We start from the raw sequence: 22,097 nt of genomic DNA on the forward strand, positions 1-22,097 counted from the left end.
GCGGCGGCAGCCGATGAACCAGCAGCCGATGAACCAGCAGCGGATGAGCCGGCAGATTTCGCTGCGGACGTTTCCCCAGCCGCCGCCGCCGCCGCGCCGCCATGTTCCGCCAACGCGCGATCAACCGCCGAGGCATCTTCGCCTTCGGCCAGCAGCACGCCGATTACCGTGTTGATCGGCACCGACGCCGCGCCGGCCGGGACGACGATGCGGGCCAGCACGCCCGCATGCTCGGCGTTGATTTCGACGATGGCCTTTTCGGTTTCGATTTCCGCCAGCGCATCGCCGACGGCGACCGTGTCGCCTTCCTGCTTGAGCCACTGGTGCAGGTTGCCGCCCGAGGTATCGGCGGCAACAGAGGGGAGCTTGATTAGGTGAGCCACGATGTTCGTCCTAGTTGGCGGCGCCGGCCAGATCGGGCCGGTAGTCGGCGGGGTCGTCGTATTCGACCAGTTCCAGCACGTTGCCTTCGGGGTCGCGGAAGAACGCCAGCCACGTGCCGGGGCGCACTTCCATGGGCGCGGGCGTGCTGTCGAAGACCACGCCCCGGGCTTGCAGGTTGCGCACCACGCCTGCCAGGTCGCGCACGATGAAGGTCAGGTAGGTGGCGCCCTGGCGATCCAGGATTGCCGCGCCGCGCACGGCCGTCTCCGGCGCCACGCTCGGTTGCAGCAGCTTGATGCGTTCGCCGTACGGCGTCTGCAAGCGCGCCACGTCGTAGCCATGCGCGGTAAGGCCCGTGGCCCGTGCCTTGTCGGCGGGCACGCTGACGCGGTTCACCAGCTTCAGGCCGACGACGTCGGTGTAGAACGCCAGCAGCGCGTCCAGATCCCGGCAGCAGATGCCGACTTCCATCGGCACGGTCATGTGCATCGCGTTCATGCCTGTTCCCCCAGATCGGCCAGCACGTCGGCCAGCCCGGCCAGCACTTCTTCGGTGTCCGCGAACGCCGCGCGTTCCAGCACCTTCGAGATGCTGGGCGACGCCTCGCCACCCGTCACACGCTTGATCGGCTGATCCAGCCAGTCGAAATAGCGGCGCTGGATTTCATCGGACAGCATCGCGCCGTACGACGTACCGCGCGCGCCTTGCTCCACGATCAGCACGTTGTTGGTCTTCTGGATGCTGGCGCCGATGGTGTCCCAGTCCAGGCTGGCGCGGTCCAGCGTGCGCAGGTCGATGACCTCGGCATCCACGCCCGCCTCTTCGGCCGCCTTCAACGCGCGGCTGACCATCGACAGGTACGTCAGGATGGTGACCTTGCCGCCCGTGCGGCGCACGCGCGCCTTGCCGAACGGAATGGCGTAGTCCAGGTCGCCGTCGGGCACCTCGCCCGTCGAGGCGTACAGGTCCACGTGTTCGATCACCAGCACGGGGTCTTTCGAGGCCAGCGCGGTATTCATCAGGCCCACGTAGTCATACGGCGTGGACGGCGCCACGATGCGCCAGCCCGGCGCCGTGGCGAAGATGCCGGCTGGGTCCATCGAGTGTTGCGAGCCATAGCCCGTGCCCATCGCAACCTTGGTGCGCAGCACGAACGGCACGTCGATGTCGCCGCCAAACATGTGACGGGCCTTGCCGATCTGGTTGAAGATCTGGTCGGCCGCCACCCACATGAAGTCGGGGTACATGAATTCAACGATGGGTTTGTAGCGCCCGTCCATCGCCAGGCCGCCGCCCAGGCCCGCGAACGCGTTCTCGGAGATGGGCGTGCCCAGCACGCGGTCGGGGTACTTGTCCTTCAGCCCGCGCGTGGCGCCGTTGGTGCCGCCCTTCAAGCGGTGCACGTCTTCGCCCAGCACGACCACGCCGGCGTCCGTTTCCATGCGGCGGTCCAGCACGTCTGCCACCGCGTCGACAAACTTGCGTTCGACTTTCGCGCCCGTGTGGTCGTCGGCGTCCTGGTAGCGCAGGCCGGCCAATTCGGCGCCGTCGCTGCGCAGGCCCACGTCGCGGAAGTCGGGGCGCGGCCACAGGTCGGCGCGCACGCGGCGCTTGCCGCCGTCAGCGGCTTCGGTCAGGCGGCCGCACACGTCTTTCATGACGTCCTTGCAGCGCTGGCGCAGCGCATCCACTTCGGCTTGCGTGATCAGTTTGCGGCCGATCATTTCGGTAGCGATCTTGTCCAGCGGATCACGTTGGCGCCACTGGGATTCTTCGTCTTTGGTGCGGTAGCCGAAGGCGCTGCCGGGGAAGGGGCCGTTCTGGTGGAAGAAGCGGTACACGTCCACTTCGACAATCGTCGGGCCGTTGCCGGCGCGCATGTGCGCCACGGCTTCGGACATGGCCAGGTGCACGGCCAGCGGGTCCATGCCGTCGACTTTCCACGACGGAATATTGAACGCCAGGCCGCGTGCGGACAGGCGCGGTTCGGCGGTGGATTCTTCCACCGTGGTCGACACCGCGTAGCGGTTGTTCTCGATGAAAAAGCACAGCGGCGTTTTCCATGCGGCCGTCAGGTTCATCGTTTCCAGGACCGAGCCGATGTTCACCGCGCCGTCACCAAAGTAAGTCACGGCCACGCGGTCAGTGCCGGCGTGCTTGTGTGCCCAGCCCGCGCCCGCCGCCAGCGGCACGCCGCCGCCCACGATGGCGTTGGTGCCCAGCGCGCCCGCTTCCAGCCAGCGCAAGTGCATGCTGCCGCCACGGCCCCGGCAGAAGCCTTGCGCCAGGCCCATGATTTCAGCCAGCGTCTTTTGCAGCAAGTCGTCGATGGCGGGCGTCAGCGGGTTGCGCGGGTCCAGGCCTAGCGGCGCCACATGTTGCAGCGCCTTGGCCAGAAATTGATGGTGGCCGCGATGCGAGCCGTTGATCTGGTCGCCCGCGCCCAGCGCCAGCACCGATCCGACGGCGCCGCCTTCCTGGCCCACGGACGAATGCGCGGGGCCGTGCACCAGGCCTTCGGCGGCCAGGTCCAGCACGGCCTCTTCAAAGGCGCGGATCCAGTGCAGCTGGGTCAGCATCGTGCCCAGCAGGGCGGGGTCCGCCTGCTGCCAGTCACGCGCCTCGACCGTCAGTTGCCGCCAGGGCGCTCGGGGCTCAAGCGATTGGTAGGTGGCCATGAGTGAATCTCCAGAATGTTTTTAAGCGTCGGTGCGGTTAGAGGTAGCTGTAGCGGCTCCAGCCGCCGTCGGCCACCAGGGTGTGTCCGGTGATGTAGGCGGCCTGGCGTGAAGCCAGGAAAACCGCCAGGTCGGCCATTTCGGCCGGCTGCGCCATGCGGCGCAGCGGGGTGCGCTGCTTCAGGCGTTCGGGGTCCAGGCGGCCGCGCGCGGCCAGGTCGCGCACTAGATCGGTCTCGACGTAGCCGGGGGCCAGCGCGTTCACGCGTACGCCCATCGGACCCCATTCCACGGCCAGCGTTTCGGTCAGCAGCACCACCGCGCCCTTCGTGGCGCAGTACGCGGCGCGGTCGGGCGCGGCCACCACGCCGTACATCGATGCCAGGTTGATGATGCTGCCCGCGCCCGCCGGCACCATGCGGCGGCCGGCGGCCTGCGCGCACAGGAACACGCCGGTCAGGTTGATGTCCACGGCGCGGCGCCATTCGTCCACGGTGACTTCCAGCGTGGGCTTGTTGGCCGAGATGCCGGCGTTGTTGACCAGCACGTCAACGCCGCCCCAGGCCTGTTCGACCTGCGCAAACGCGCGCTCGACGGCGTCGGCGTCGGTGACGGACGCCTGCACGGCCATGGCCTGGCCGCCGGCCGAGGTCAGTTCGGCCACGGCGGCCGCCAGCGCGGCGGCGTCCATGTCCAGCAAGGCCACGCGCGCGCCCTGGCGCACGAACGCGTGGGCGGTGGCCAGGCCAATGCCCTTGGCGCCGCCGGTGATGACGACGCGTTGGCCGCGCAGGTCGCTATGGATGACTTCTGTGGTGTGGTCCAAGGTAGATGCCTGTAAAGGTTGTGCGTTGCGGCGGGGTCAGACCGCCAGCCATTCCTGGACCACGTCCTGGCGCTCATGCAGCTGCGCGGGCGGTCCTTCGAACACGATGCGGCCGTGGCCCATGACGCTGACGCGCGTCGATACCTTCAGCGCGATTGTCAGCTTCTGCTCCACCAGCACCACCGACACGCCGCGCTTGTGGATATCGCGGATGACGTCGGCGATCACTTCCACGATCTTCGGCGCCAGCCCCTCGGTGGGTTCGTCGATCAGCATGACCTTGGGGTTGCCCAGCAGCGAACGGCACATCGTCAGCATCTGCTGTTCACCGCCCGACAGGTTGCCGGCCTTTGTGTTGCTGCGTTCCTTCAGGCGCGGGAAGTAGTCGAACATCTGCGCCACTGTCCAATGGGGCGCGTCGTCGCGCTTGGGCTGTTCGCCCATGCGCAGGTTTTCGTCCACGGTCAGGTTGGCGAAGACCTCGCGTTCCTCGGGCACGAAGCCCACGCCGGCGCGCGCGACTTCAAAGGGGCGCTTGTTGGTGATGTCGCGCCCTTCAATGGCGATGTGCCCGCCGGTTACGTCCACCAGGCCCATGATGCTTTTCATGGTGGTGGAGCGGCCGGCGCCGTTGCGCCCCAGCAGGCTGACGACTTCGCCGTGCCCGATGGATAGATCGATGCCGTGCAGGATGTGGCTCTTGCCGTAATGGGCATGCACGCCGTGCAGGCTGAGCAGGGGCGTTTGTAGTGAGGCTTGCGTCGTCATACCGTTTCCTCTCCCAGATACGCCTCGCGCACGCGGGCGTCGCCACGGATGTCGGCGGGCGTGCCGGTGGCAAGAATTTCGCCGTACACCAGCACGCTGATGCGATCGGCCAGCGAGAACACCACCTGCATGTCGTGCTCGACGATCAGCAAGGTGCAGTCGCGTGTGACGTCCTTGATCAGCTCCACCGTGTAATCGACTTCGTGTTGCGACATGCCGGCCATGGGCTCGTCCAGCAGAATGACCTTCGGGCGCGAAGCCAGCGTCATGCCGATTTCCAGCGAGCGCTGCTCGGAATAGTTCAGGTCGCCCGCGGCCGTTTGCTGCTTGGCCGTCAGCCGCACTTTTTCCAGCAGGCGGTCCACGTCTTCATTGACAGCGCGGTGCCGCGCAATGGGGCGCCAGAAGTTGTAGACCAGCCCATGCATGCGCAACACCGCCAGGCGCAGGTTTTCGCGCACGGACAGGCGCGGAAACACGTTGGTGATCTGGAACGAGCGGGCCAGGCCCAGGCGGTTGATGGCTTCGGGGGACAAGCCGCCGATGGCGCGCGAACGCAGGTTGATGTCACCGGAAGTGGGCGCGAACGAACCGGACATCAGGTGGAACAGGGTCGACTTGCCCGCGCCGTTGGGGCCGATGACCGCATGGCGCTCGCCGGCTTCAATGGCCAGGTTCACGCCGCGAATGATCTGCGCTTGGCCAAAGGACTTGCGCACGTCGGTCAGGGTCAGGATGGAATGGCTCATTTTGCGGGCTCCAGCACGGGGGCGGCATCGCCGTCGTCGCGCCACAGGGCCAGCGCCCAGCGGCACGCCAAGAGGCCCGTGGCGAACAAGGCCAAGGGCACCAGCCAGGTAGACAAAGCCAGCGGCGCCCAGTCGTGACCGAACAGCGCAATGGGGGGCCAGCCCGCATCCGGGTTCATGGCCAGCAGCGCGCGGTAGTCGCGCGCGAACATGCGTTGCAGCAGCTCTACCAGGAAGACGGTGGCGGCGGTCAGCAGCAAGCCGGCAGCCACGGACACGACGGCGCGCGGCAGCCAGTTGGCCAGGCCCCGTTCGCGCAGCGACTTGGCCGCGCGCTGCACCAGGCCCACCAGGCCGTCCGGCACGAACAGCATCACCAGCACGAACAGAATGCCCTGGTACAGCAACCAGGAACGGGTAATGTCGGCCAGCGTCTGCGACAGGAATGTCAGTGTCGCCGCGCCCAGCACCGGACCCAGGAACGCGTTGACGCCGCCGATGTAGGCGAACAGCACCGCGTCGGTCGACAGCTTGACCTCGAACAACACGTAGTTACCCGCTTCGATGTTCAACGCCTGCAAGCCGCCCGCGATGCCGGCGAACATGGCCGACAACGCAAACACCATCGTCTTGAGCGCATGCGGGCGATAGCCCAGATAGCGCAGCCGGTTGGCGTTTTCGCGCAAGCCCAGCGTCAGCCGGCCCAAGGGCGTGCGGGTCAGGCCATACAGCGCGGCCAGCGATATCAGCACCCAGGCCAGCACCAGGAAATAGACCTCGATGTCGGACCCGAAGGTAAAACCCCAGGCCGGCATGCGCATGGCGGACACGCCCGCTTCGCCACCGAACACGCCTTTCAAATGCGGCGCCAGCGCGTGCAGCAGTTCAGCCAGCGCCAACGTGATCATGGAAAAGTAGACGCCGGAACGCATGGTGGCGAACCAGCCCGCGACCAGGCCGAACAGCAGCCCGGCCACGCCGCCCACCAGCGGCATCAATGGCGTGGGCAACAAGCCCGCGCCGCCCAGCGCGTTCATGGCGTGAATGGTGGCAAAGGTGCCAACGCCGAAGTACGCGGCGTGGCCGAAGGACAGCATGCCGCCCTGGCCAGCCAGCAGGTTGAAGGCGCAGGCGAACAGCGCGGCGATCAACATCTGCACCGCCGCCACCAACTGGCCGGGCGGCAGCAGCCACGGCAAGGCGCACAACGCCGCCACGCAAAGGATCAGCAGCAGCGCGCCGGATGCAATACGGGTCTGGCTCATGCCTGCTCTCCTTTCAGGCCCGACGGCTTGACCAGCAGCACCACCAGCATCAGCAGGAAGGGCAGGGTGGCGGCGAGGCTGGAAATCTTCACGGTCATCAAACCGCCGACGCTTTCAGCCCATTCGCCCGCGCCGAACAGGCCGAACAGGGACGCCAGGCTGGCGTCGATACCCACCGAGAACGAACTGATCAGGCCGATCAGCAGCGAGGCGATCATGGCGCCTTCCAGCGACCCCAGGCCGCCTACGACGACCACCACGAAAACCAGCACGCCCAGCTCAAGCGCCATGTTCGGGTTGGTGGTGTAGAACGCGCCGGCCACCGCGCCCGCCAGCCCGGCCATCGCCGCGCCCACGCCGAACACGCTCATGAAGACGAGCGGCACGTTGTGGCCCAGCGCTTCGGCCATGCGCGGCCGATAGATGGCCGAGCGCACCACAATGCCCACGCGAGTGCGCGACAGCAACAGGTAGATGACGGCGAACATCGCCAGCGACACGCCGCCCATCAGCAGGCGATAGAAGGGGTAGTCCGCATCGAACACGCGAAAGGCCGCGAAGTTCAGGAAGGACGGCACGCGGTAATCAACCGGAAAGTCGCCGTAGAACAGCTTGATGAGCTCGGCCACGATGAACGCCAGGCCAAAAGTCACCAGCAGTTCCTGCGCGTGGCCGAACTTGTGCACACGGCGCAGGAAAAAGCGTTCGACGCCCATGCCCAGCACGCCCGAGATGATCGTGGCCAGCACCAGCGCCGTCCAGAAACCCGTGACGGGCGTCAGCGTGTAGGCGGCGTATGCGCCAATCATGTAGAACGAGGCGTGTGCAAAATTCAACACGCCCATCATTCCAAAAATCAGTGTCAGGCCCGCCGACACCATGAATAGCAGCAGGCCGTAAATCACGCCGTTCAACAGCGAGACGGTAAAGTATTCCATGTCCGCTCCATAATTCTTTCGCGCTCAAGCCCGTGGCTTGCGCGATCCATTACGCACCTTGTTTTTCCGGCCCGCGCCGGCGGTGCGTTTTTTTGTCAGGCGACGAACAAGGCGAGCGCGCAGGCTGCGCGCCGCCTTGCCTGGCGTCTTATTGCGGACGCTGCATCTTGCAGGTGGCCTGCACCGGGGCGGACACGTCCGCCGCCGCCAGCACCTTCACCGGCTCAAAGCCCATGTCGGTGCCGTCGGCCTTGTACTTGGCGTTCTTGCTGACCTTGGACACCACCATCGGCAGTTGCACCTGGTGGTCTTCGGCGCGCATCGTGTAGGTGCCCAGCGCAGACGTGTAGGTGACCTTTTCCAGCGCCAGCGCCAGGTCCGGCACGGACAGCTTGCCGTCCTTGGGCTTGACCTGCTTTAGCGCTTCACCCAGGAAGCGCACGCCGATGACGGTCTGCGGTTCGGTGTAGCTGGGGTAGTGGCCTGTCTTGGACTTGTAGTCCTCGGCGAACTTGGCGCCTTCGTCGCCGGCGGCTTCGATGTTGTACGGGTGCGCGATGTAGTGGCCCAGGGCCACGTCGCCGGCGTTGGCCAGGTTACCCACCTGGTCCAGGAACACGGTGGCAAAGCGCACTTTCAGGCCGGCGGACTGCGTGGCCTTCATCAGCAACAGCAGATCGTTGGACCAGTTGCCGGTGATGACGGTGTCGGGCGTGGCCGAACGGATGCGCGCCACGTAGGGCGCGAAGTCCTGGATCTTGTTGACTTCGTGCAGCGTCTTGCCCACCACTTCATAGTCGTACTGCTTGGCAAAGCGCTCGGTGGCGCCTTCCATGTCCTGGCCCCAGGAATAGTTCTGGTTGATGGCGTACACGCGCTTGCCCAGCGTGCCGTCGGCCGACATCACCGACGCCAGCGACTTCACGCGCAAATCGGCGTTGGTGGTGAAGCGGAAGTGATAGAAGTGGCACTTCTGGCCGGTCAATTCCAGCGCTTCGCCGCCCACGTTCAGAAAGACGACTTCCTTGCCCGGGTTGCGCAGGTTGTGCTTGCGCACGTCTTCGGTCAGCTGGCCCGAAATGGCGGACGACGAGCCCTGCACCAACACCTGCACGCCTTCGGCGGCGGCGGCGCGGAAACGGTCGGACGCGCCCACGGGGCCGCCCTGGTTATCGAACTCGACCAATTCCAGCGGCTGGCCGTTCCAGCCGCCGGCGGCGTTGATGCGGTCCAGCTCATATTTGACCGCGGCGCGGAACATCAGGCCGGTCGAGGCCTGTGGGCCGGACAGCGTCTCGATCAGCCCGACCTTGACGGGTGCGGCGTGCGCCGATGCGGCGATGCCGGCCAGGCACAGCAGGCCGGTAGTGAAAGCCAATTTCATGCGTGTCTCCTCCGTGGAACGGGAGTGGTGTGTGCGTACGTAAAGATGCGTGCGACCGCCCTAGCAAGCGCGCTTGGTGGCGCCTATTCCATGGCCGTGAACGAGCAAATCGGGGAAGGGGATATCGCAAGATGGGGACGAACACCGTCGTGCTGCCGGGGGTGTCCGCCCTGTTGTCTCCGTCCTGTTTTTGCGGCGCTTCGGCCTTTGTTTTTTCTGACTGGCTTGCCTGAAAACGCGACTTGATTTACGCTTTCCGGATAAGTTGTCAGGTAACTTTATTAAGTTGTCTGATAAATAATAGGGCAAGCGTTTTTCTCGTGTCAAGCGGCGGATTGAGGAGTTCAATCACAGTGCCGGGCGGCCGAGACACAAGGCGCGCCCACTTACACACGCTGGAGACAGGATGATTTCATTTGAAGGGCAGGTGGCCGCGATCACGGGCGCGGGCAATGGCATCGGCTTGGCAACGGCGCGCCTGATGGCCGCCCACGGCGCCCGGCTGGTGCTGACGGATATCGACGGCGCGCGGTTGGAAGAGATCGCGGCCGAACTGGACCCGACGGGCCAGCGCGTCTACACACATGCGCTGGACGTGTCGGTGTCGCATGAATGCGAGCGCGTGTTCGAGGCGGCGGCCAAGCATTTTGGCGGGCTGGACCATCTAGTGCATTGCGCCGGCATCTATCCCGAACAACTGGTCAAGGACACCAGCGACGAGGCGTGGCGCACGCTGATGCGCGTGAACCTGGACGGCACGTTCTACGTATGCCGCGCCGCCCAGCGCCACCTGCGCCACAACGGGTCCATTGTGCTGCTGACCTCGTTGGCGGCGCAGCGCGGCAGCTACGCGCACGCGGCCTATTCCGCGTCCAAGGGCGCGGTGCAAAGCTTCACGCGCAGCCTGGCGCTGGAACTAGCGCCGCAGATCCGCGTGAACGCGGTGGCTCCGGGCATCATCGCCACGTCCATGACGCACGACCTGATCGGCCAGAAAGGCACGCATCTGCTGGAAAGCACGCCGCTGCGCCGCTTCGGCACCGCCGAGGAAATCGCCGGATCCATCGCATTCCTGTGTTCCCCGCTGGCCGGTTTCGTGACGGGCGAAGTCATGCAGGTCAACGGCGGCATCTACATCGCTTAAAGTGAAGGACGCCGCCATCACCTTTTCCCGATTTCCCATGTCGACGAATCACGATCAGGACACGCCGCGCAATCCGCCCAAGAGCTCGCTTTCCGCAGCTTTGGGCGATGCGTTGGCCGAACAGATACGCCAGGGCGTGCTAGCCCCCGGCGACCGCCTGCCCACCGAAAAGCAGCTGACCGAAACCTATTCGGTCAGCCGCGCGGTGGTGCGCGAGGCCTTGGCGCGCTTGAAATCCGAAGGCTTGATCACGTCGCAGCAGGGCAGCGGCGTGTTCGTGGACCCCAACTTTCAGCGCAACGCGTTTCGCATTGCCGCGCCCACGCCCGGCGACACCGAAGACCTGGAACACATCCTGGAATTGATGTTGTCCATCGAGGTCACGGCCGCGCGCTACGCGGCGCAGCGGCGCACCGATCAGGACCTGAAGAAGATGCGCCAGGCGCTGGTTGGCATGGAATACGCGCTGATCAACGACAAGCTGGGCGACGAAGAGGACTACCAGTTTCACCAGGCCATCGTGCAGGCCACGCACAACCCGCATCTGGTGTCGCTGAATGATTATCTGGAAGCGAATGTGCGGCGCGTGATCCGCAGCGCGCGCAACAACACGGCGCGCCGTTATGCCGAACGGATGGCCGCCGTGCAAAGCGAGCATCAGGCCATTTTCGTGGCCATCGAAGGCTCGGACCCCGACGCTGCCGGCCGCGCCGCCGAACAGCATCTGCGCAACGCGGCGGACCGGCTTCGCTTGTTCCAGGCCGAGCGCCCGGCGCCGGTGTAAGCGGCGCGGCGGTGACGCGCAACGGCGCTGGCTTCGCCCGTGTCTGGCCACCCTTTTCGGCCGTCGCTACGCGAAGGTCTGCTCCATTTCGCGCCGGAACTGCACCGCCGTCGAGCGCTCGTCATATTCCACGTCGCGCCAGCGAATCGCCTGCGACTGCCGCACCGGATGCTTGAGCTTGACCTGATGCGACAAGCCCAGCGGCAGATAGCCTTCTTCGACTGAATCGCGCGCCGGCATCAGCCGGCCGTACACCGTGTAGCCACCCTCGCCATCCAGGATCTGGCCGGCCTGCAAGTCGCGCTTGGCAGTGGCCACGACGTCGCCGTGCCAGCCGGCGGGCGCGCCGGTGGGTTCGCGCCGCAAGCCCACGCTGGCCACGCTGATGCCAAGCTCAAGGCCGATCAGGTGATACGGCTTGTACATGGCGGTGTAGTTGCCGCTGGGGTCGGTGACCAGCCCGTATTCCTGGAAGCAGCGGCGCACGTAGTCGCTGTCGGCTGCCAGCGTCACGTATACGCCCCAGCGCAGGTCGCGAAACACCGGGCGGCCGTCGCGTTCCAGCGATGAAATGACTTCCACCTGGCCCCGGTGATGCAGGATGCCACCGTCCTCGCGCGGGCGCAGCACACGCGCCAGATCGTCCACGCCGCAAGGCGGAAAGTGCAGGCCGGACGGTGACGGCAAGAGCCCCGTGGCGTTGGACACCGCCGCCATTTCGATGGCGCTTTTGGTGCCGTCCAGAAAGCTGTTGAACATCTGCGCGTTGAAGTCGCCGGCGGCCACCATTTCGGCGGTGAAGCCGTAGTACGGCCAGACGGTGTCGGGTGTCGAGGTGTGGAATTCCGGCAGGTACTTGGTGCCTTTGCCCGCCGCCATGACTTCAAAGCCGGCGGCGCGCGCCCAGTCCACCATCTCGCAGATCAGCGCGGGCTGGTCGCCATAGGCCAGCGAATAGACGATGCCCGCCTCGCGCGCGCTGCGCGCCAGCAGCGGGCCGGCCAGGGCGTCGGCTTCGACGTTGACCATGATGATGTGCTTGCCGTATTCGCAGCAGGCCAGCACGTGGGTGATGCCGGCGGCGGCCTGCCCGGTGGCGTCGATGACGATGTCGACCTCGGGGCTGGCAATGACGGCCAGCGGGTCGTCGCTGAAGAAGACCTTGCCGTTTTTCAGGGCGTCATTAGTGCTGGCGGCATTGAGCGCGGTGGCCGGCCAACCCACCCGTGTCAGTGCCGCGCGGGCGCGATCGGGCGCCAGATCCGCCACCGCCACCAGTCGCATGCCCGGCGTGCGAGGGGCCTGGCTCATGAACATGGCGCCGAACTTTCCGGCGCCCAGCAATGCAACACGCAACGGCTTGTGATCGGCTTCTCGCTGCTTGAGCAGACGGTACAGATTCATGGTGCGGGCTCCTCCGGGGTGGGGGTACAGCCAACACAGAATAGTCCTAAATCATGACGGCTGAACAGCAGCCGCCCGGACTCATTCGTCCGCCGTATAGAGCTCGCCCGCCAGCACGTTGCGCCAGTTTTTCCAGGTAACGCGAGGGCGGTCGGTGACCTGGCGGTTATAGGGCGCGTCAAACAGAATGTGCTTCCAGCGCGGCTTCACGGCGCCTTCGATATGCGGCTTGTCGTCGATCAGCAGGTCGCCGTGCACCAGCGTCTTGTCCTTGGTCAGGATCAGCCGGGCGGTGGCGTCGCGCCCCAGGTTCTTTTCGACCCACAAGTACTTTTCGGCCACGCAGTTTTCAAACTGCGACAGCGGCGACGTGCAGATGCGCACGTCCATGCCCAAGGCCAGCAGTTCCTGCACGGCCTCCAGGGCGCCGGGCACGGGCGGCAAGTTGCGGATGAAGCCGGGCGCCGTATAGATGGCTTCGGCCATGCCGCGAAGTTCGGGCGGATAGTCCTCGCGGATGTGGAAGGACTTGCGGTCTTCGAATTCAATGGGGGCGATATCGGGATGGCGCACGCGCCAGGCGTCGATGAACGCATGTTCGAAATCGGCCAGCACGCCGTCTTGGTCCAGCAGGATGATCATGGCGATCCCAGGGGTTGCAACCCAGCGATTGTGCCAGAGCGCGGCTATGCGTCCAGCGGCCGGGATTGGGCAACGATCCGGTAACGGCTGCCGCCCGACAGAGACTCCGAAGCCACCAGCACCAGGCGGTCATAGCGCCAGATCAGCGGTGTCCGGGCGCCGTCAGCGGCGTCGGCGGGCAGGCGCGGAGGCGGCTCCGCATGTTCGATGTTGCGCAGCAGCGTGACGTGGGGGCGAAAGGGTTGGGGTGGCTTGGCAAGGCCGTAGCCCGCCAACCGTTGCCACAGATCGTCGTGCACCGCTTGCAGCGAGGGCGGCGTGTCACGCGGCCCGGACCACAGAATGCGCGGGCGCTGGAAGACGCCCAGGTGGTCCAGCGGCACCTCGCCCGGCGCGATGCCATAGCCGGGCGTGGCGGCGGCCAGCGTGTCGGCCAATTGCGCCTCGACCGGTCCCAGAAACGCCAGGGTCAGATGCAGCGTCTCGGTGCGCATGACGCGGCCGCCGCAAGCGGGGCGGGCGGCTTGCGCCCACTGGGCCAGCGATGCTGCCAGTTGCGGTGACGGCCACAGGGCGTAGAAAAGGCGGACGGTGGACATGCGCCGATTGTAGGCGCGCCGTCTGCGGTCTGCTGCTGCCGTTCGCCGTCCGACCTGCGCCGTCCAACCTGCGCCGAGCGCCCCTCGCCCCGCGCTTTCGGACACGCGTCGGGCGATGGCTCAGCTGCCGGTGTTTTCCGACTTGCGCAGGCGCGACAGCGCGGTGTCGAAGCGTTCGACGCCCGGGCGTGCCGGGCGATCAAAACGTTCCACGCCGGGTCGCGCCGGCTTGTCGAATCGTTCCACCCCCGGTCGGGCGGGCGCATCGAAGCGCTCGACGCCAGGGCGGGTGAAGCGTTCCACGCGTTGCGGGGTTTGCGTCTTGGCTTGCACGCTTTGGGCGGCGGCCTGTTCGCGCTTGGCGATGATTTCTTCGGCGCGCTGGTGGTGCGGCGCCATCTTGCGCACCATCACGCGGCCATCGCGGGGAAAGTAATTGATGCGGCGCGCGTGCACGTCGCCCAGATCCTTGCCCTTGACCGGAATGCCTTCCATCTTCAGATAGTTCAAGACGAAGATGGCGTTGCGTTCGCCGATGTTCATTTGCTGCATGGCGCTAAGCACCGCGCCGCCGCCGAACACCTTGGCTTCCAGGCGGTCGCGCACGGCGCCGGCCTTGAGCAATTCGTTGATCAGCACTTCCATGGCGAACGCGCCGTAGCGCATCGTCGCCGAGGCGGGCGACTGCATGTCGCCTTCCGGCAACATAAAGTGGTTCATGCCGCCCACGCCGGTAACCGGATCGTGAATACAGGCGGCAACACACGACCCGAGTACGGTCGAAATCATCAGGTCTTCGTCGGTGACGTAGTACTCGTTGGGGAGTACCTTCACCGCCTGACACTGGAACGCGCTATCGAAATAGTGGCGCGTTGCACGGGCTTCAAGACGGGCGACCATGGGACTTATCAGGCAAGAACGGCGATTGGGACACGAAGGACGGTGCTCGGCAAAACGTTGAATGTTTCAAAAAGTATAGAAAAATTTCGCTTTATTCTTACATATCCCGCGAGACAACGGGGGAAATGCTTGTAACGGCGGCGAACGATACGTCCCTGATTCATAACGCGCTTTGCCTCCATGGCGGCGACCCGCCACGACGCGTATGACGCCGCGGCGCGGGCGGGCGTCAGCAACGACGCCTGGAAATCATCGTACACAGGCGCGCGCGCGGTCTTTCCCCGGATCACGGGGACGTTCCGGCTTTATACGTAGCTTTAGAGATTGGGCAGGGCGGTTTTAGAACCGGGTGCTGCGCGTGACCGACCAGCGCGCCGACAAGGCGCCCAGTGCGGCCGATGCCACCACGGCAGCCACCAGCACCGGCGTGCCGGGCAGGTGCAGCGCGAACTCGGCGCCGTAGCTGCGGGCCAGCCCCAGCAGCGCCTCGTTCAAGGGCGACAGCGCGATGGCCGATACGCCGATCGCCAGCAGCGACGCCACGGCGCCGGACAGTGCGCCCAGGTACAGGAACGGGCGCCGCACGAAGGATTCCGTGGCCCCAACCAGCCGGGCGACGGCGATTTCCTCGCGTTGCGACAGCGCTTGCATGCGCACGGTGTTGAACACCGTGGCCAGCACCACTACGGCCACGCAGGCTGCCAAAAAGCCCAGGCCGATACGGGCAAAGCGCAGAATGGCCTCCAGCCGCTGCACCCAGGCGCTATCAAGCTGCACCAGGTCAACGTGGTTCCATTGCTTCCAGTCGGCGGCCAGTTTGTCGGCGCGTCCGGCCAGGTTGTCGCCATCGGCCAGCGTGACGACCACGGCGTCCGGCAGCGGGTTGCCGGGCAGGACGGCCAGCGCCTGCTGCCACGCCGGGTTGGCGCGCAGGTCGGCAAGGGCGGCGTCGCGCCCCACCACGCGCACCGCGCGCACGTCGGCCTGGTAGTCGTCCTTGATGCGCTTGGCCACATCGGCGGCCGCGCCGGCGGGGGCGTCCACGCGCATGAACACGGTGACTTCGGGCGTGACGGACATTTCGCGCGCCACCGGTTGCACGGACACCAGGATGGCGCTGCCCAGCAAGGGCAAAGCCAGCGCCAGCGCCATCACCAGCAGGTTGGCCAAGGACGAAAATGGTTGTTTGGCCAGACGTCGCACGGTGACCATCAACGCATAGCGGTGTTGCCGCAGCCAGGCGTTCATGCCGGTTCTCCCGGAAAGCCCATGCCCGGTTCGGCGCGGCTGCCGGTGCGCGGCGTGGCGGCGGTGGGTTGCCCGGCGTCGGGCGGTTGCGACGGGCCGTGCGAATCGGCGAACTTGCCCGGGTCAATGCGCAGCGTGCGCGTGGCGTAGCGCGCCATCAGTCCCTGGTCGTGCGAAGCGATCAGCGTCGTGACGCCCACGCGGTTGAAATCGCGAAACACGTTCATGATGCGCTGCGCGTTGTCATGGTCAAGGTTGGCGGTGGGTTCGTCGGCGATCAGGATGGCGGGCCGGTTCACGATGGCCCGCGCAATCGCCAGCCGCTGCTGTTCACCGCCGGACAATTCAATGGGGTTCAGGTCTTCTTTACCCGACAGGCCGACCTTGTCCAGCGCGGCGCGGGCGCGCGCGGCGGCCGAATCCCAGGGGTGACCCTGCACCGCCAGCGGCAGCATCACGTTTTCGAACGCGCTGCGATCGAACAACAGGTGCGTGTCCTGCAAGATGACGCCCACGGCGCGGCGCAGGTAAGGGCGCGCACGGGCAGGCAGCTTGTCCAGCCGTTGCCCGTTGACCTGGATGGACCCGCGGCTGGCGGGCTCCAACCCGCCGATCAACTTGAGCAGCGTGGATTTACCGGCGCCTGACGGCCCGGATACGAAAACGAATTCTCCCGCGCTCACGCGGAAGTTGATGTCGGCCAGGATATTTCGGCCGCGACCATATGATTTGAATACGTGCTGGAATTCGATCATGGCGGCTGTCGGATGAAGCCGCAATAGTAACTCGGGGACAGGATCGGGGCGTAAGCCGATTCGTGCCCGGGCTGTGAAAAAGCGTTTCGGTGTGACCGGATGGACACGTTTTGAGCAGAACGAAACAAACGCATCTTCGGACCCTGTGCAATCGAAAAAAGGCGTCCCCGTTTTCGAACGAAAACGCCGATTGATTTCGCCAGTGTCCCTAAATTTCAAGGGAATTCCCGGATGTGCCGGCCGCTGCGTGGACGCTACCATCCGCCCCATGCGTCGGCCCAACCCGGTCGATGCAAGGCTCGATTTGTCCCACACGGAGATCACGATGAAAGTACTGAAACTCGCTGCAATTGGCGCTGCACTGTTTGCCGCATCCTCGGCTGCCAATGCGGGCGCGACCTTCGATAACGTTAAAAAGAAAGGGTTTGTCCAATGCGGGGTTTCAACGGGCATTCCGGGTTTCTCGATTGCTGACAGCAAGGGCGAATACAAGGGCATCGACGTGGACATGTGCCGCGCCATCGCCTCGACCATGTTCGGCGACGCCACCAAGGTCAAGTTCACGCCTTTGAACACGCAGCAACGCTTCACCGCGCTGCAATCGGGCGAAGTCGACGTGCTGACCCGCAACACCACCGTGACGCTGACCCGCGACACGACGCTGGGCCTGATCGGCGTGGGCGTGAACTACTACGACTCGCAAGGCGTCATGGTCTCCAAGGACCTGAACGTCAAGAGCGCCAAGGAACTGAACGGCGCCACCATCTGCGTGCAGCCGGGCACGACCACCGAACTGAACCTGGCTGACTGGTTCCGCGGCCAGAAAATCGAATTCAAGCCGGTCGTGATCGACAAGTACGACGAAATCATCCGCGCCTTCTCGGCCGGCCGCTGCGACGCCTTCACGACCGACAAGTCGCAACTGGCTTCGACGCGCACCACGCTCGAGAACCCGGACAAGTACGTCATCCTGCCGGAAGACTTCTCCAAGGAGCCGCTGGGCCCCATGGTCCGCCAGGGCGACGAGCAATGGTTCAACGTCGTGCGCTGGTCGCTGAACGCCATGCTGGAAGCCGAGGAATACGGCATCACCAAGGCCAACGTCGATGAAATGACCAAGAGCCCCAACCCCAACATCCAGCGCATCCTGGGCGTGACCCCGGGCATGGGCAAGAACCTGGGCGTGGACGACAAGTGGGCCTACAACATCATCAAGAACGTGGGCAACTACGGTGAAAGCTTCGAAAACACGCTGGGCAAGAACAGCGCGATGAAGCTGGAGCGTGGTTTGAACGCGTCGTACAAGCAAGGCGGTTTGATGTACGGCTGGCCGGTGCGCTAACACACGGCTGCCCGGCAAAACGGAGCCTTAGCGCTCCGTTTTGCCTAGCCCGCCACCGAGCGGGCGGCAGGAGTGGGGGGCGTGGCCTTGCCGGCGTTGCCACCCGGTGTACGACTTCTGTAGATTCATCATGACGACTTCCAATAGAAACGCCCCAATTTCGGCTCCTCGCCGGCGGCTGAACTGGAATGATCCCGGAGTGCGCTCCGTGGTCTACCAGGTGCTTGCGCTGGCCGCGGTAGCCTGGGCCGTGTGGTTCCTGGTTTCCAACACGCTGCATAACCTGTCCGTGCGCAACATCGCCACGGGCTTCGGTTTTCTAAGCCGTGAAGCCGGGTTTGCGATCGGTGAAACCGCCATCGCCTACACCCCCGCCAATGATTACGGCCGCGCCATCCTGGTCGGCCTGCTCAACACGCTACGCGTAGCCGTCATCGGCATAGTGCTGGCCACCATCCTCGGTACCCTGATCGGTATCGGCCGCTTGTCCAAGAACTGGCTCGTCGCCAAGATCACCTCGGTTTACGTCGAAGTGATGCGCAACGTGCCGCTCTTGCTGCAACTGTTCTTCTGGTACGCGCTGATCACGGAAAACATGCCGGGTCCGCGCCAGGCGCACAACCCGCTTCCCGGCGTGTTCATCTCCAACCGGGGCCTGAAAGTGCCCGGCCTGGAAGGCAACTCGCTGGACTGGATGCTGGCGGGCCTGGGCCTTGCCATCGTCGCGATCATCTTTCTTGGCCACTACGGCAAGAAGCGCCACGAAGCCACCGGCCACATGTTCCCGCTGGGCCGCTGGGCCATCGGTCTGCTCATCGGCCTGCCGTTCATCGGCTGGCTGGTCAGCGGCGCGTCGTTGACGCTGGACATGCCGGCGTTGAAGGGCTTTAACTTCTCGGGTGGCTTGACGCTGTCGCCGGAATTCGCCGCGTTGCTGGCGGGCCTGGTGATCTACACGTCGGCGTTCATTGCCGAAGTGGTGCGCTCGGGCATCCAGGCCGTCAACAACGGCCAATGGGAAGCCGCCGGTTCGCTGGGTTTGCCGCGCGCCAAGGTGCTGCGCCTGGTGATTCTGCCGCAGGCGCTGCGTGTGATCATCCCGCCGATGACCAGCCAGTACCTGAACCTGACCAAGAACAGCTCGCTGGCGGTCGCCATCGGCTACCCCGACATCGTGTCGGTCGTGAACACCACGCTGAACCAGACGGGCCAGGCCATCGAGGGCATCCTCATCATCATGGGCGCGTACCTGACGGTCAGCCTGTCGATCTCGATATTCATGAACTGGTACAACAAGCGCATCGCGCTGGTGGAGCGTTGAGATGAGCAGCACTACGCATACCCCCACCGAAGCCATGCCGCCGCCCAGCACCCACGTGGGCGCGTGGCCCTGGCTAAGATCCCGTCTGTTCTCGTCGCCGCTGAACATCCTGATCACGGTACTGCTGGCGTGGTTCCTGTTGATGTCGGTGCCGGCGCTGCTGGAATGGGCGTTCTTCAAGGCCGACTTCAACGCCGCCAACGCCCAGGAATGCCGCGCTTCCGGTGGCGCCTGCTGGGCGTTCATCATCGAGAAGCACCGGCTGATCCTGTTCGGCACGTATCCGTTCGACGAGCAATGGCGTCCGCTGATCGCCACCATCATCCTGGTGGCGGTCATTGTTTGCAGCGGCATCCGTCGTTTCTGGAACTGGAAGCTGGCGGTCATCTGGGTCGTCGGCCTGACCGCCGTGGCGCTGTTGATGTGGGGCGGCGTGTTCGGCCTGACCTACGTCGAGAACGCCCGCTGGGGCGGCCTGCCGCTGACGCTGATCCTATCCACGTTCGGCATCGCCTTTGCGTTCCCCATCGGTGTGCTGCTGGCCCTGGGCCGGCGCTCGAAGATGCCCGCCATCAAGGCGCTGTGCGTCGTGTACATCGAGCTGATTCGTGGCGTGCCGCTGATCAGCCTGCTGTTCATGTCGTCGGTGATGCTGCCCTTGTTCCTGCCGGAAGGCTTTTCGATCGACAAGCTACTGCGCGCGCAGATCGCCATCATCATGTTCGCCGCGGCCTACATCGCGGAAACGGTGCGTGGCGGCTTGCAGGCGATCCCGAAAGGGCAGTACGAAGGCGCCGATTCGCTGGGCCTGAACTACTGGCAGCAGATGCGCAAGATCATCTTGCCGCAGGCGCTGAAAATCGTGATTCCGCCGCTGGTCAGCATTTTCATTGCGCTGTTCAAAGACACGTCGCTGGTCGTCATCATCGGTATCTTCGATTTGACGCTGGCAGCCAAGGCGGCTTTGTCAGATGCGGCATGGCGCGGATTTGGCGTAGAGGCCTACCTGTTCATCTCGGCGATCTACTTCGTGTTCTGCTTTTCCATGTCCAAGTACAGTCAGGCGCTTGAAAAACGTCTTGCGACTGATCACAAACGCTAGCCACTGGCGCGCGCCCGCCTGCCGGTGGGCGCGCACAGCGATATTTACGGGAGTACAGGCATGTCGGATGCCATTATTCGTATGCAGGACGTGAACAAGTGGTACGGGCAGTTCCACGTGTTGCGCAATATCAATCTGGACGTGGCGCAAGGCGAGCGCATCGTGGTGTGCGGCCCTTCGGGGTCGGGCAAGTCCACGATGATCCGCTGCATCAACCGTCTGGAAGAGCACCAGAAAGGCCACATCATTGTGGACGGCACGGAGCTGACAAATGACCTGAAGCACATCGAGACGATCCGCAAGGACGTCGGCATGGTGTTCCAGCACTTCAACTTGTTCCCGCACCTGACCGTGCTGGAAAACCTGACCCTGGGCCCCATGTGGGTACTGAAGAAGCCGCGCGCGGAAGCCGAAGCCACGGCCATGAAGTACCTGGAACGCGTACGCATTCCGGAACAAGCCAAGAAATTCCCCGGCCAGCTGTCAGGCGGCCAGCAACAGCGCGTGGCCATCGCCCGGTCGCTGTGCATGAACCCCAAGATCATGCTGTTCGATGAGCCCACTTCGGCGCTTGACCCCGAAATGGTCAAGGAAGTGCTGGACGTAATGGTGTCGCTGGCCCAGGAAAGCGGCATGACGATGATCTGCGTAACCCACGAAATGGGCTTCGCCCGCAAGGTCGCCAACCGCGTCATTTTCATGGACCGCGGCGAGATCATCGAACAGAACAACCCGGATGAATTTTTCGATAATCCGCAGAACGAACGAACGAAACTGTTCTTGAGCCAGATCTTGCATTGATCGGCTGAAGATTAGGAAAGTCGTTTGCGGTAAGCGCCCCAAGAGTCGGATTTAGGTCCGACTGTTGGGGTGTTTTTTTTGGGGTGGTATGCGGGGGCTGATGAAGCGCGGGTTGGGTCGGTGGGAGTTCGATGCGTTAAGGGCGTAGTGTGTAGCGCTGCGGCACTTCGATATGCGGGCGGTTTCGGCCAAAGCGAGCATACGCGTCACCGCACCGACATCCGACCCTGGCCGCTTACCTGGCCGCTTACCTTGCCGCTAAGGGCCGCTTGTGGCCGCGCAGCGGCCATAACCCTCCGCTCCCGTGTCAGCTCTAAATATCGGCTACATCGCGCAGCCGTACGCCGGAGAAGTTGGCCGCACTCAATGCATCAAACATCGCGCGGTCGCAGATAGGAGGGGCTCCCATGCGATCCTGGCGGAAGATATGGGCGTCTCCCACAACATCCTGTTTGAACACCAAGCTGGCTCCGCCAACGAGGCTATAGAGCTTCTCGTCCTGGCCTGTTTGATAATTGCGGTCGAGCTTGATCCGCACGCGAGAAGCGGCTTCATCCAGGGCATCGAGTCTGCGCAGCACATTGCCAAGGTAGTACTGAGGACCGGGGCTGCCGTCAGCAAGGCTGAAGTCGCATGCCACAAAGGCAAACGCCTCGGCGTCCAATTGCTCAAACAGTTGCTTCAACGGCTCCGACACAATCCATATGCCAGCGAGCTCTTCCAGATCGCGTGGCATTCCGCCTTTCTCGGGTACATGAACCAGGTGCGGACGCTCCGGATACTGATCTGGCATTCCATTAGGACGCGAGACGACATTCATCCCCGGATCGATCAGCGTCTGTTCGTTGGCAATTTCTATGCCGGGAACCCTGCCGTTTCCCAAGAAGCTGGCGTCGATCAGGAAAAATTTTCCCTTATGCGATGCGGCTTCGCCTGACACTTCAATGGCGGTGGGTTCGGTCACGGTGGGTTCCATCATGGATGTGGGCGCAGAACGGGAATGCAGGTGCGCCGATGCTAACGGGGCTTTAACGCAGCCACAAGTTCCGTCGAAATGCTGCCT

General features: G+C 64.5%; 22 protein-coding genes. 6 read left to right on the forward strand and 16 right to left on the reverse strand.

Annotation, left to right across the window (positions count from 1 at the left end; translation table 11 throughout):
* The 9 genes from YH64_RS21485 to YH64_RS21525 form a co-directional block, all read right to left on the reverse strand.
* Nucleotides 1–383: biotin/lipoyl-containing protein (locus YH64_RS21485; RefSeq protein ID WP_185975412.1), on the reverse strand; the 383-nt coding region annotated here is incomplete at its 3' end.
* Nucleotides 384–393: 10 nt separating this feature from the next.
* On the reverse strand, nucleotides 394–882 hold the full coding sequence (locus tag YH64_RS21490) for a VOC family protein (protein ID WP_046803274.1): 489 nt from the start codon (nucleotides 880–882) through the stop codon (nucleotides 394–396).
* Nucleotides 879–3,062 (reverse strand): thiamine pyrophosphate-dependent enzyme, encoded by a 2,184-nt coding sequence (locus YH64_RS21495; protein ID WP_046803275.1) that lies wholly within the window; start codon nucleotides 3,060–3,062, stop codon nucleotides 879–881. The genes YH64_RS21490 and YH64_RS21495 overlap by 4 nt, the downstream gene beginning before the upstream one ends.
* A gap of 37 nt (nucleotides 3,063–3,099) precedes the next feature.
* Nucleotides 3,100–3,888 (reverse strand): SDR family NAD(P)-dependent oxidoreductase, encoded by a 789-nt coding sequence (locus YH64_RS21500; protein ID WP_046803276.1) that lies wholly within the window; start codon nucleotides 3,886–3,888, stop codon nucleotides 3,100–3,102.
* A gap of 36 nt (nucleotides 3,889–3,924) precedes the next feature.
* Nucleotides 3,925–4,656: an ABC transporter ATP-binding protein gene (locus YH64_RS21505; RefSeq protein WP_046803277.1), complete on the reverse strand. Its 732-nt coding sequence runs from the start codon at nucleotides 4,654–4,656 to the stop codon at nucleotides 3,925–3,927.
* Complete coding sequence (locus YH64_RS21510) at nucleotides 4,653–5,405, reverse strand: ABC transporter ATP-binding protein (protein WP_046803278.1); 753 nt, start codon at nucleotides 5,403–5,405, stop codon at nucleotides 4,653–4,655. Before YH64_RS21510 ends, YH64_RS21505 begins: the two co-directional genes overlap by 4 nt.
* Nucleotides 5,402–6,670, reverse strand: a complete 1,269-nt coding sequence (locus YH64_RS21515; protein ID WP_046803279.1) for a branched-chain amino acid ABC transporter permease — start codon at nucleotides 6,668–6,670, stop codon at nucleotides 5,402–5,404. Before YH64_RS21515 ends, YH64_RS21510 begins: the two co-directional genes overlap by 4 nt.
* Nucleotides 6,667–7,608 (reverse strand): branched-chain amino acid ABC transporter permease, encoded by a 942-nt coding sequence (locus YH64_RS21520; protein ID WP_046803280.1) that lies wholly within the window; start codon nucleotides 7,606–7,608, stop codon nucleotides 6,667–6,669. The genes YH64_RS21515 and YH64_RS21520 overlap by 4 nt, the downstream gene beginning before the upstream one ends.
* A gap of 148 nt (nucleotides 7,609–7,756) precedes the next feature.
* Nucleotides 7,757–8,992, reverse strand: coding sequence for a branched-chain amino acid ABC transporter substrate-binding protein (locus YH64_RS21525; protein ID WP_046803281.1), 1,236 nt, complete (start codon nucleotides 8,990–8,992; stop codon nucleotides 7,757–7,759).
* A 406-nt stretch (nucleotides 8,993–9,398) separates the two neighbouring features.
* Here YH64_RS21525 and YH64_RS21530 point away from each other — a divergent pair, with 406 nt between their 5' ends.
* Nucleotides 9,399–10,136, forward strand: a complete 738-nt coding sequence (locus tag YH64_RS21530) for an SDR family NAD(P)-dependent oxidoreductase (RefSeq protein WP_046803282.1) — start codon at nucleotides 9,399–9,401, stop codon at nucleotides 10,134–10,136.
* Nucleotides 10,137–10,173: 37 nt separating this feature from the next.
* On the forward strand, nucleotides 10,174–10,920 hold the full coding sequence (locus tag YH64_RS21535) for a FadR/GntR family transcriptional regulator (protein WP_046803355.1): 747 nt from the start codon (nucleotides 10,174–10,176) through the stop codon (nucleotides 10,918–10,920).
* Nucleotides 10,921–10,986: 66 nt separating this feature from the next.
* On the opposite strand, the gene YH64_RS21540 is transcribed toward YH64_RS21535, so the two are convergent.
* The 6 genes from YH64_RS21540 to YH64_RS21565 form a co-directional block, all read right to left on the reverse strand.
* A complete protein-coding gene (locus YH64_RS21540; RefSeq protein WP_046803283.1) occupies nucleotides 10,987–12,324 on the reverse strand; it encodes an NAD(P)H-dependent oxidoreductase in 1,338 nt (445 codons plus the stop codon).
* A gap of 81 nt (nucleotides 12,325–12,405) precedes the next feature.
* Nucleotides 12,406–12,966, reverse strand: coding sequence for a 5'-3'-deoxyribonucleotidase (locus tag YH64_RS21545; RefSeq protein WP_046803284.1), 561 nt, complete (start codon nucleotides 12,964–12,966; stop codon nucleotides 12,406–12,408).
* Between the two features lie 44 nt (nucleotides 12,967–13,010).
* The gene (gene thpR / locus YH64_RS21550; RefSeq protein WP_046803285.1) at nucleotides 13,011–13,565 is read right to left on the reverse strand and encodes an RNA 2',3'-cyclic phosphodiesterase; all 555 of its coding nucleotides are present in this window, start codon (nucleotides 13,563–13,565) and stop codon (nucleotides 13,011–13,013) included.
* A 120-nt stretch (nucleotides 13,566–13,685) separates the two neighbouring features.
* On the reverse strand, nucleotides 13,686–14,465 hold the full coding sequence (cheD, locus tag YH64_RS21555; RefSeq protein ID WP_046803286.1) for a chemoreceptor glutamine deamidase CheD: 780 nt from the start codon (nucleotides 14,463–14,465) through the stop codon (nucleotides 13,686–13,688).
* A 339-nt stretch (nucleotides 14,466–14,804) separates the two neighbouring features.
* Nucleotides 14,805–15,713, reverse strand: a complete 909-nt coding sequence (locus YH64_RS21560; RefSeq protein WP_046803287.1) for an ABC transporter permease — start codon at nucleotides 15,711–15,713, stop codon at nucleotides 14,805–14,807.
* Nucleotides 15,710–16,468, reverse strand: coding sequence for a cell division ATP-binding protein FtsE (locus YH64_RS21565; RefSeq protein ID WP_046803288.1), 759 nt, complete (start codon nucleotides 16,466–16,468; stop codon nucleotides 15,710–15,712). Before YH64_RS21565 ends, YH64_RS21560 begins: the two co-directional genes overlap by 4 nt.
* 325 nt (nucleotides 16,469–16,793) lie before the next feature.
* Between YH64_RS21565 and YH64_RS21570 the strand changes: the two genes are divergently transcribed.
* The 4 genes from YH64_RS21570 to YH64_RS21585 all read left to right on the forward strand — a co-directional run bounded on the left by YH64_RS21570 (nucleotide 16,794) and on the right by YH64_RS21585 (nucleotide 21,034).
* Nucleotides 16,794–17,810, forward strand: a complete 1,017-nt coding sequence (locus tag YH64_RS21570) for an amino acid ABC transporter substrate-binding protein (RefSeq protein WP_046803289.1) — start codon at nucleotides 16,794–16,796, stop codon at nucleotides 17,808–17,810.
* Nucleotides 17,811–17,940: 130 nt separating this feature from the next.
* Nucleotides 17,941–19,131 (forward strand): amino acid ABC transporter permease, encoded by a 1,191-nt coding sequence (locus YH64_RS21575; RefSeq protein WP_046803356.1) that lies wholly within the window; start codon nucleotides 17,941–17,943, stop codon nucleotides 19,129–19,131.
* A gap of 1 nt (nucleotide 19,132) precedes the next feature.
* The gene (locus YH64_RS21580) at nucleotides 19,133–20,233 is read left to right on the forward strand and encodes an amino acid ABC transporter permease (RefSeq protein ID WP_046803290.1); all 1,101 of its coding nucleotides are present in this window, start codon (nucleotides 19,133–19,135) and stop codon (nucleotides 20,231–20,233) included.
* 60 nt (nucleotides 20,234–20,293) lie between these two features.
* The gene (locus YH64_RS21585) at nucleotides 20,294–21,034 is read left to right on the forward strand and encodes an amino acid ABC transporter ATP-binding protein (protein WP_046803291.1); all 741 of its coding nucleotides are present in this window, start codon (nucleotides 20,294–20,296) and stop codon (nucleotides 21,032–21,034) included.
* Between the two features lie 313 nt (nucleotides 21,035–21,347).
* On the opposite strand, the gene YH64_RS21590 is transcribed toward YH64_RS21585, so the two are convergent.
* Nucleotides 21,348–22,013, reverse strand: a complete 666-nt coding sequence (locus YH64_RS21590) for an imm11 family protein (RefSeq protein ID WP_082134358.1) — start codon at nucleotides 22,011–22,013, stop codon at nucleotides 21,348–21,350.
* Nucleotides 22,014–22,097: the final 84 nt, after the last annotated feature.

It is taken from the genome of Achromobacter sp. LC458, from assembly GCF_001005835.2.
Lineage (GTDB): Bacteria > Pseudomonadota > Gammaproteobacteria > Burkholderiales > Burkholderiaceae_B > Achromobacter > Achromobacter spanius_B.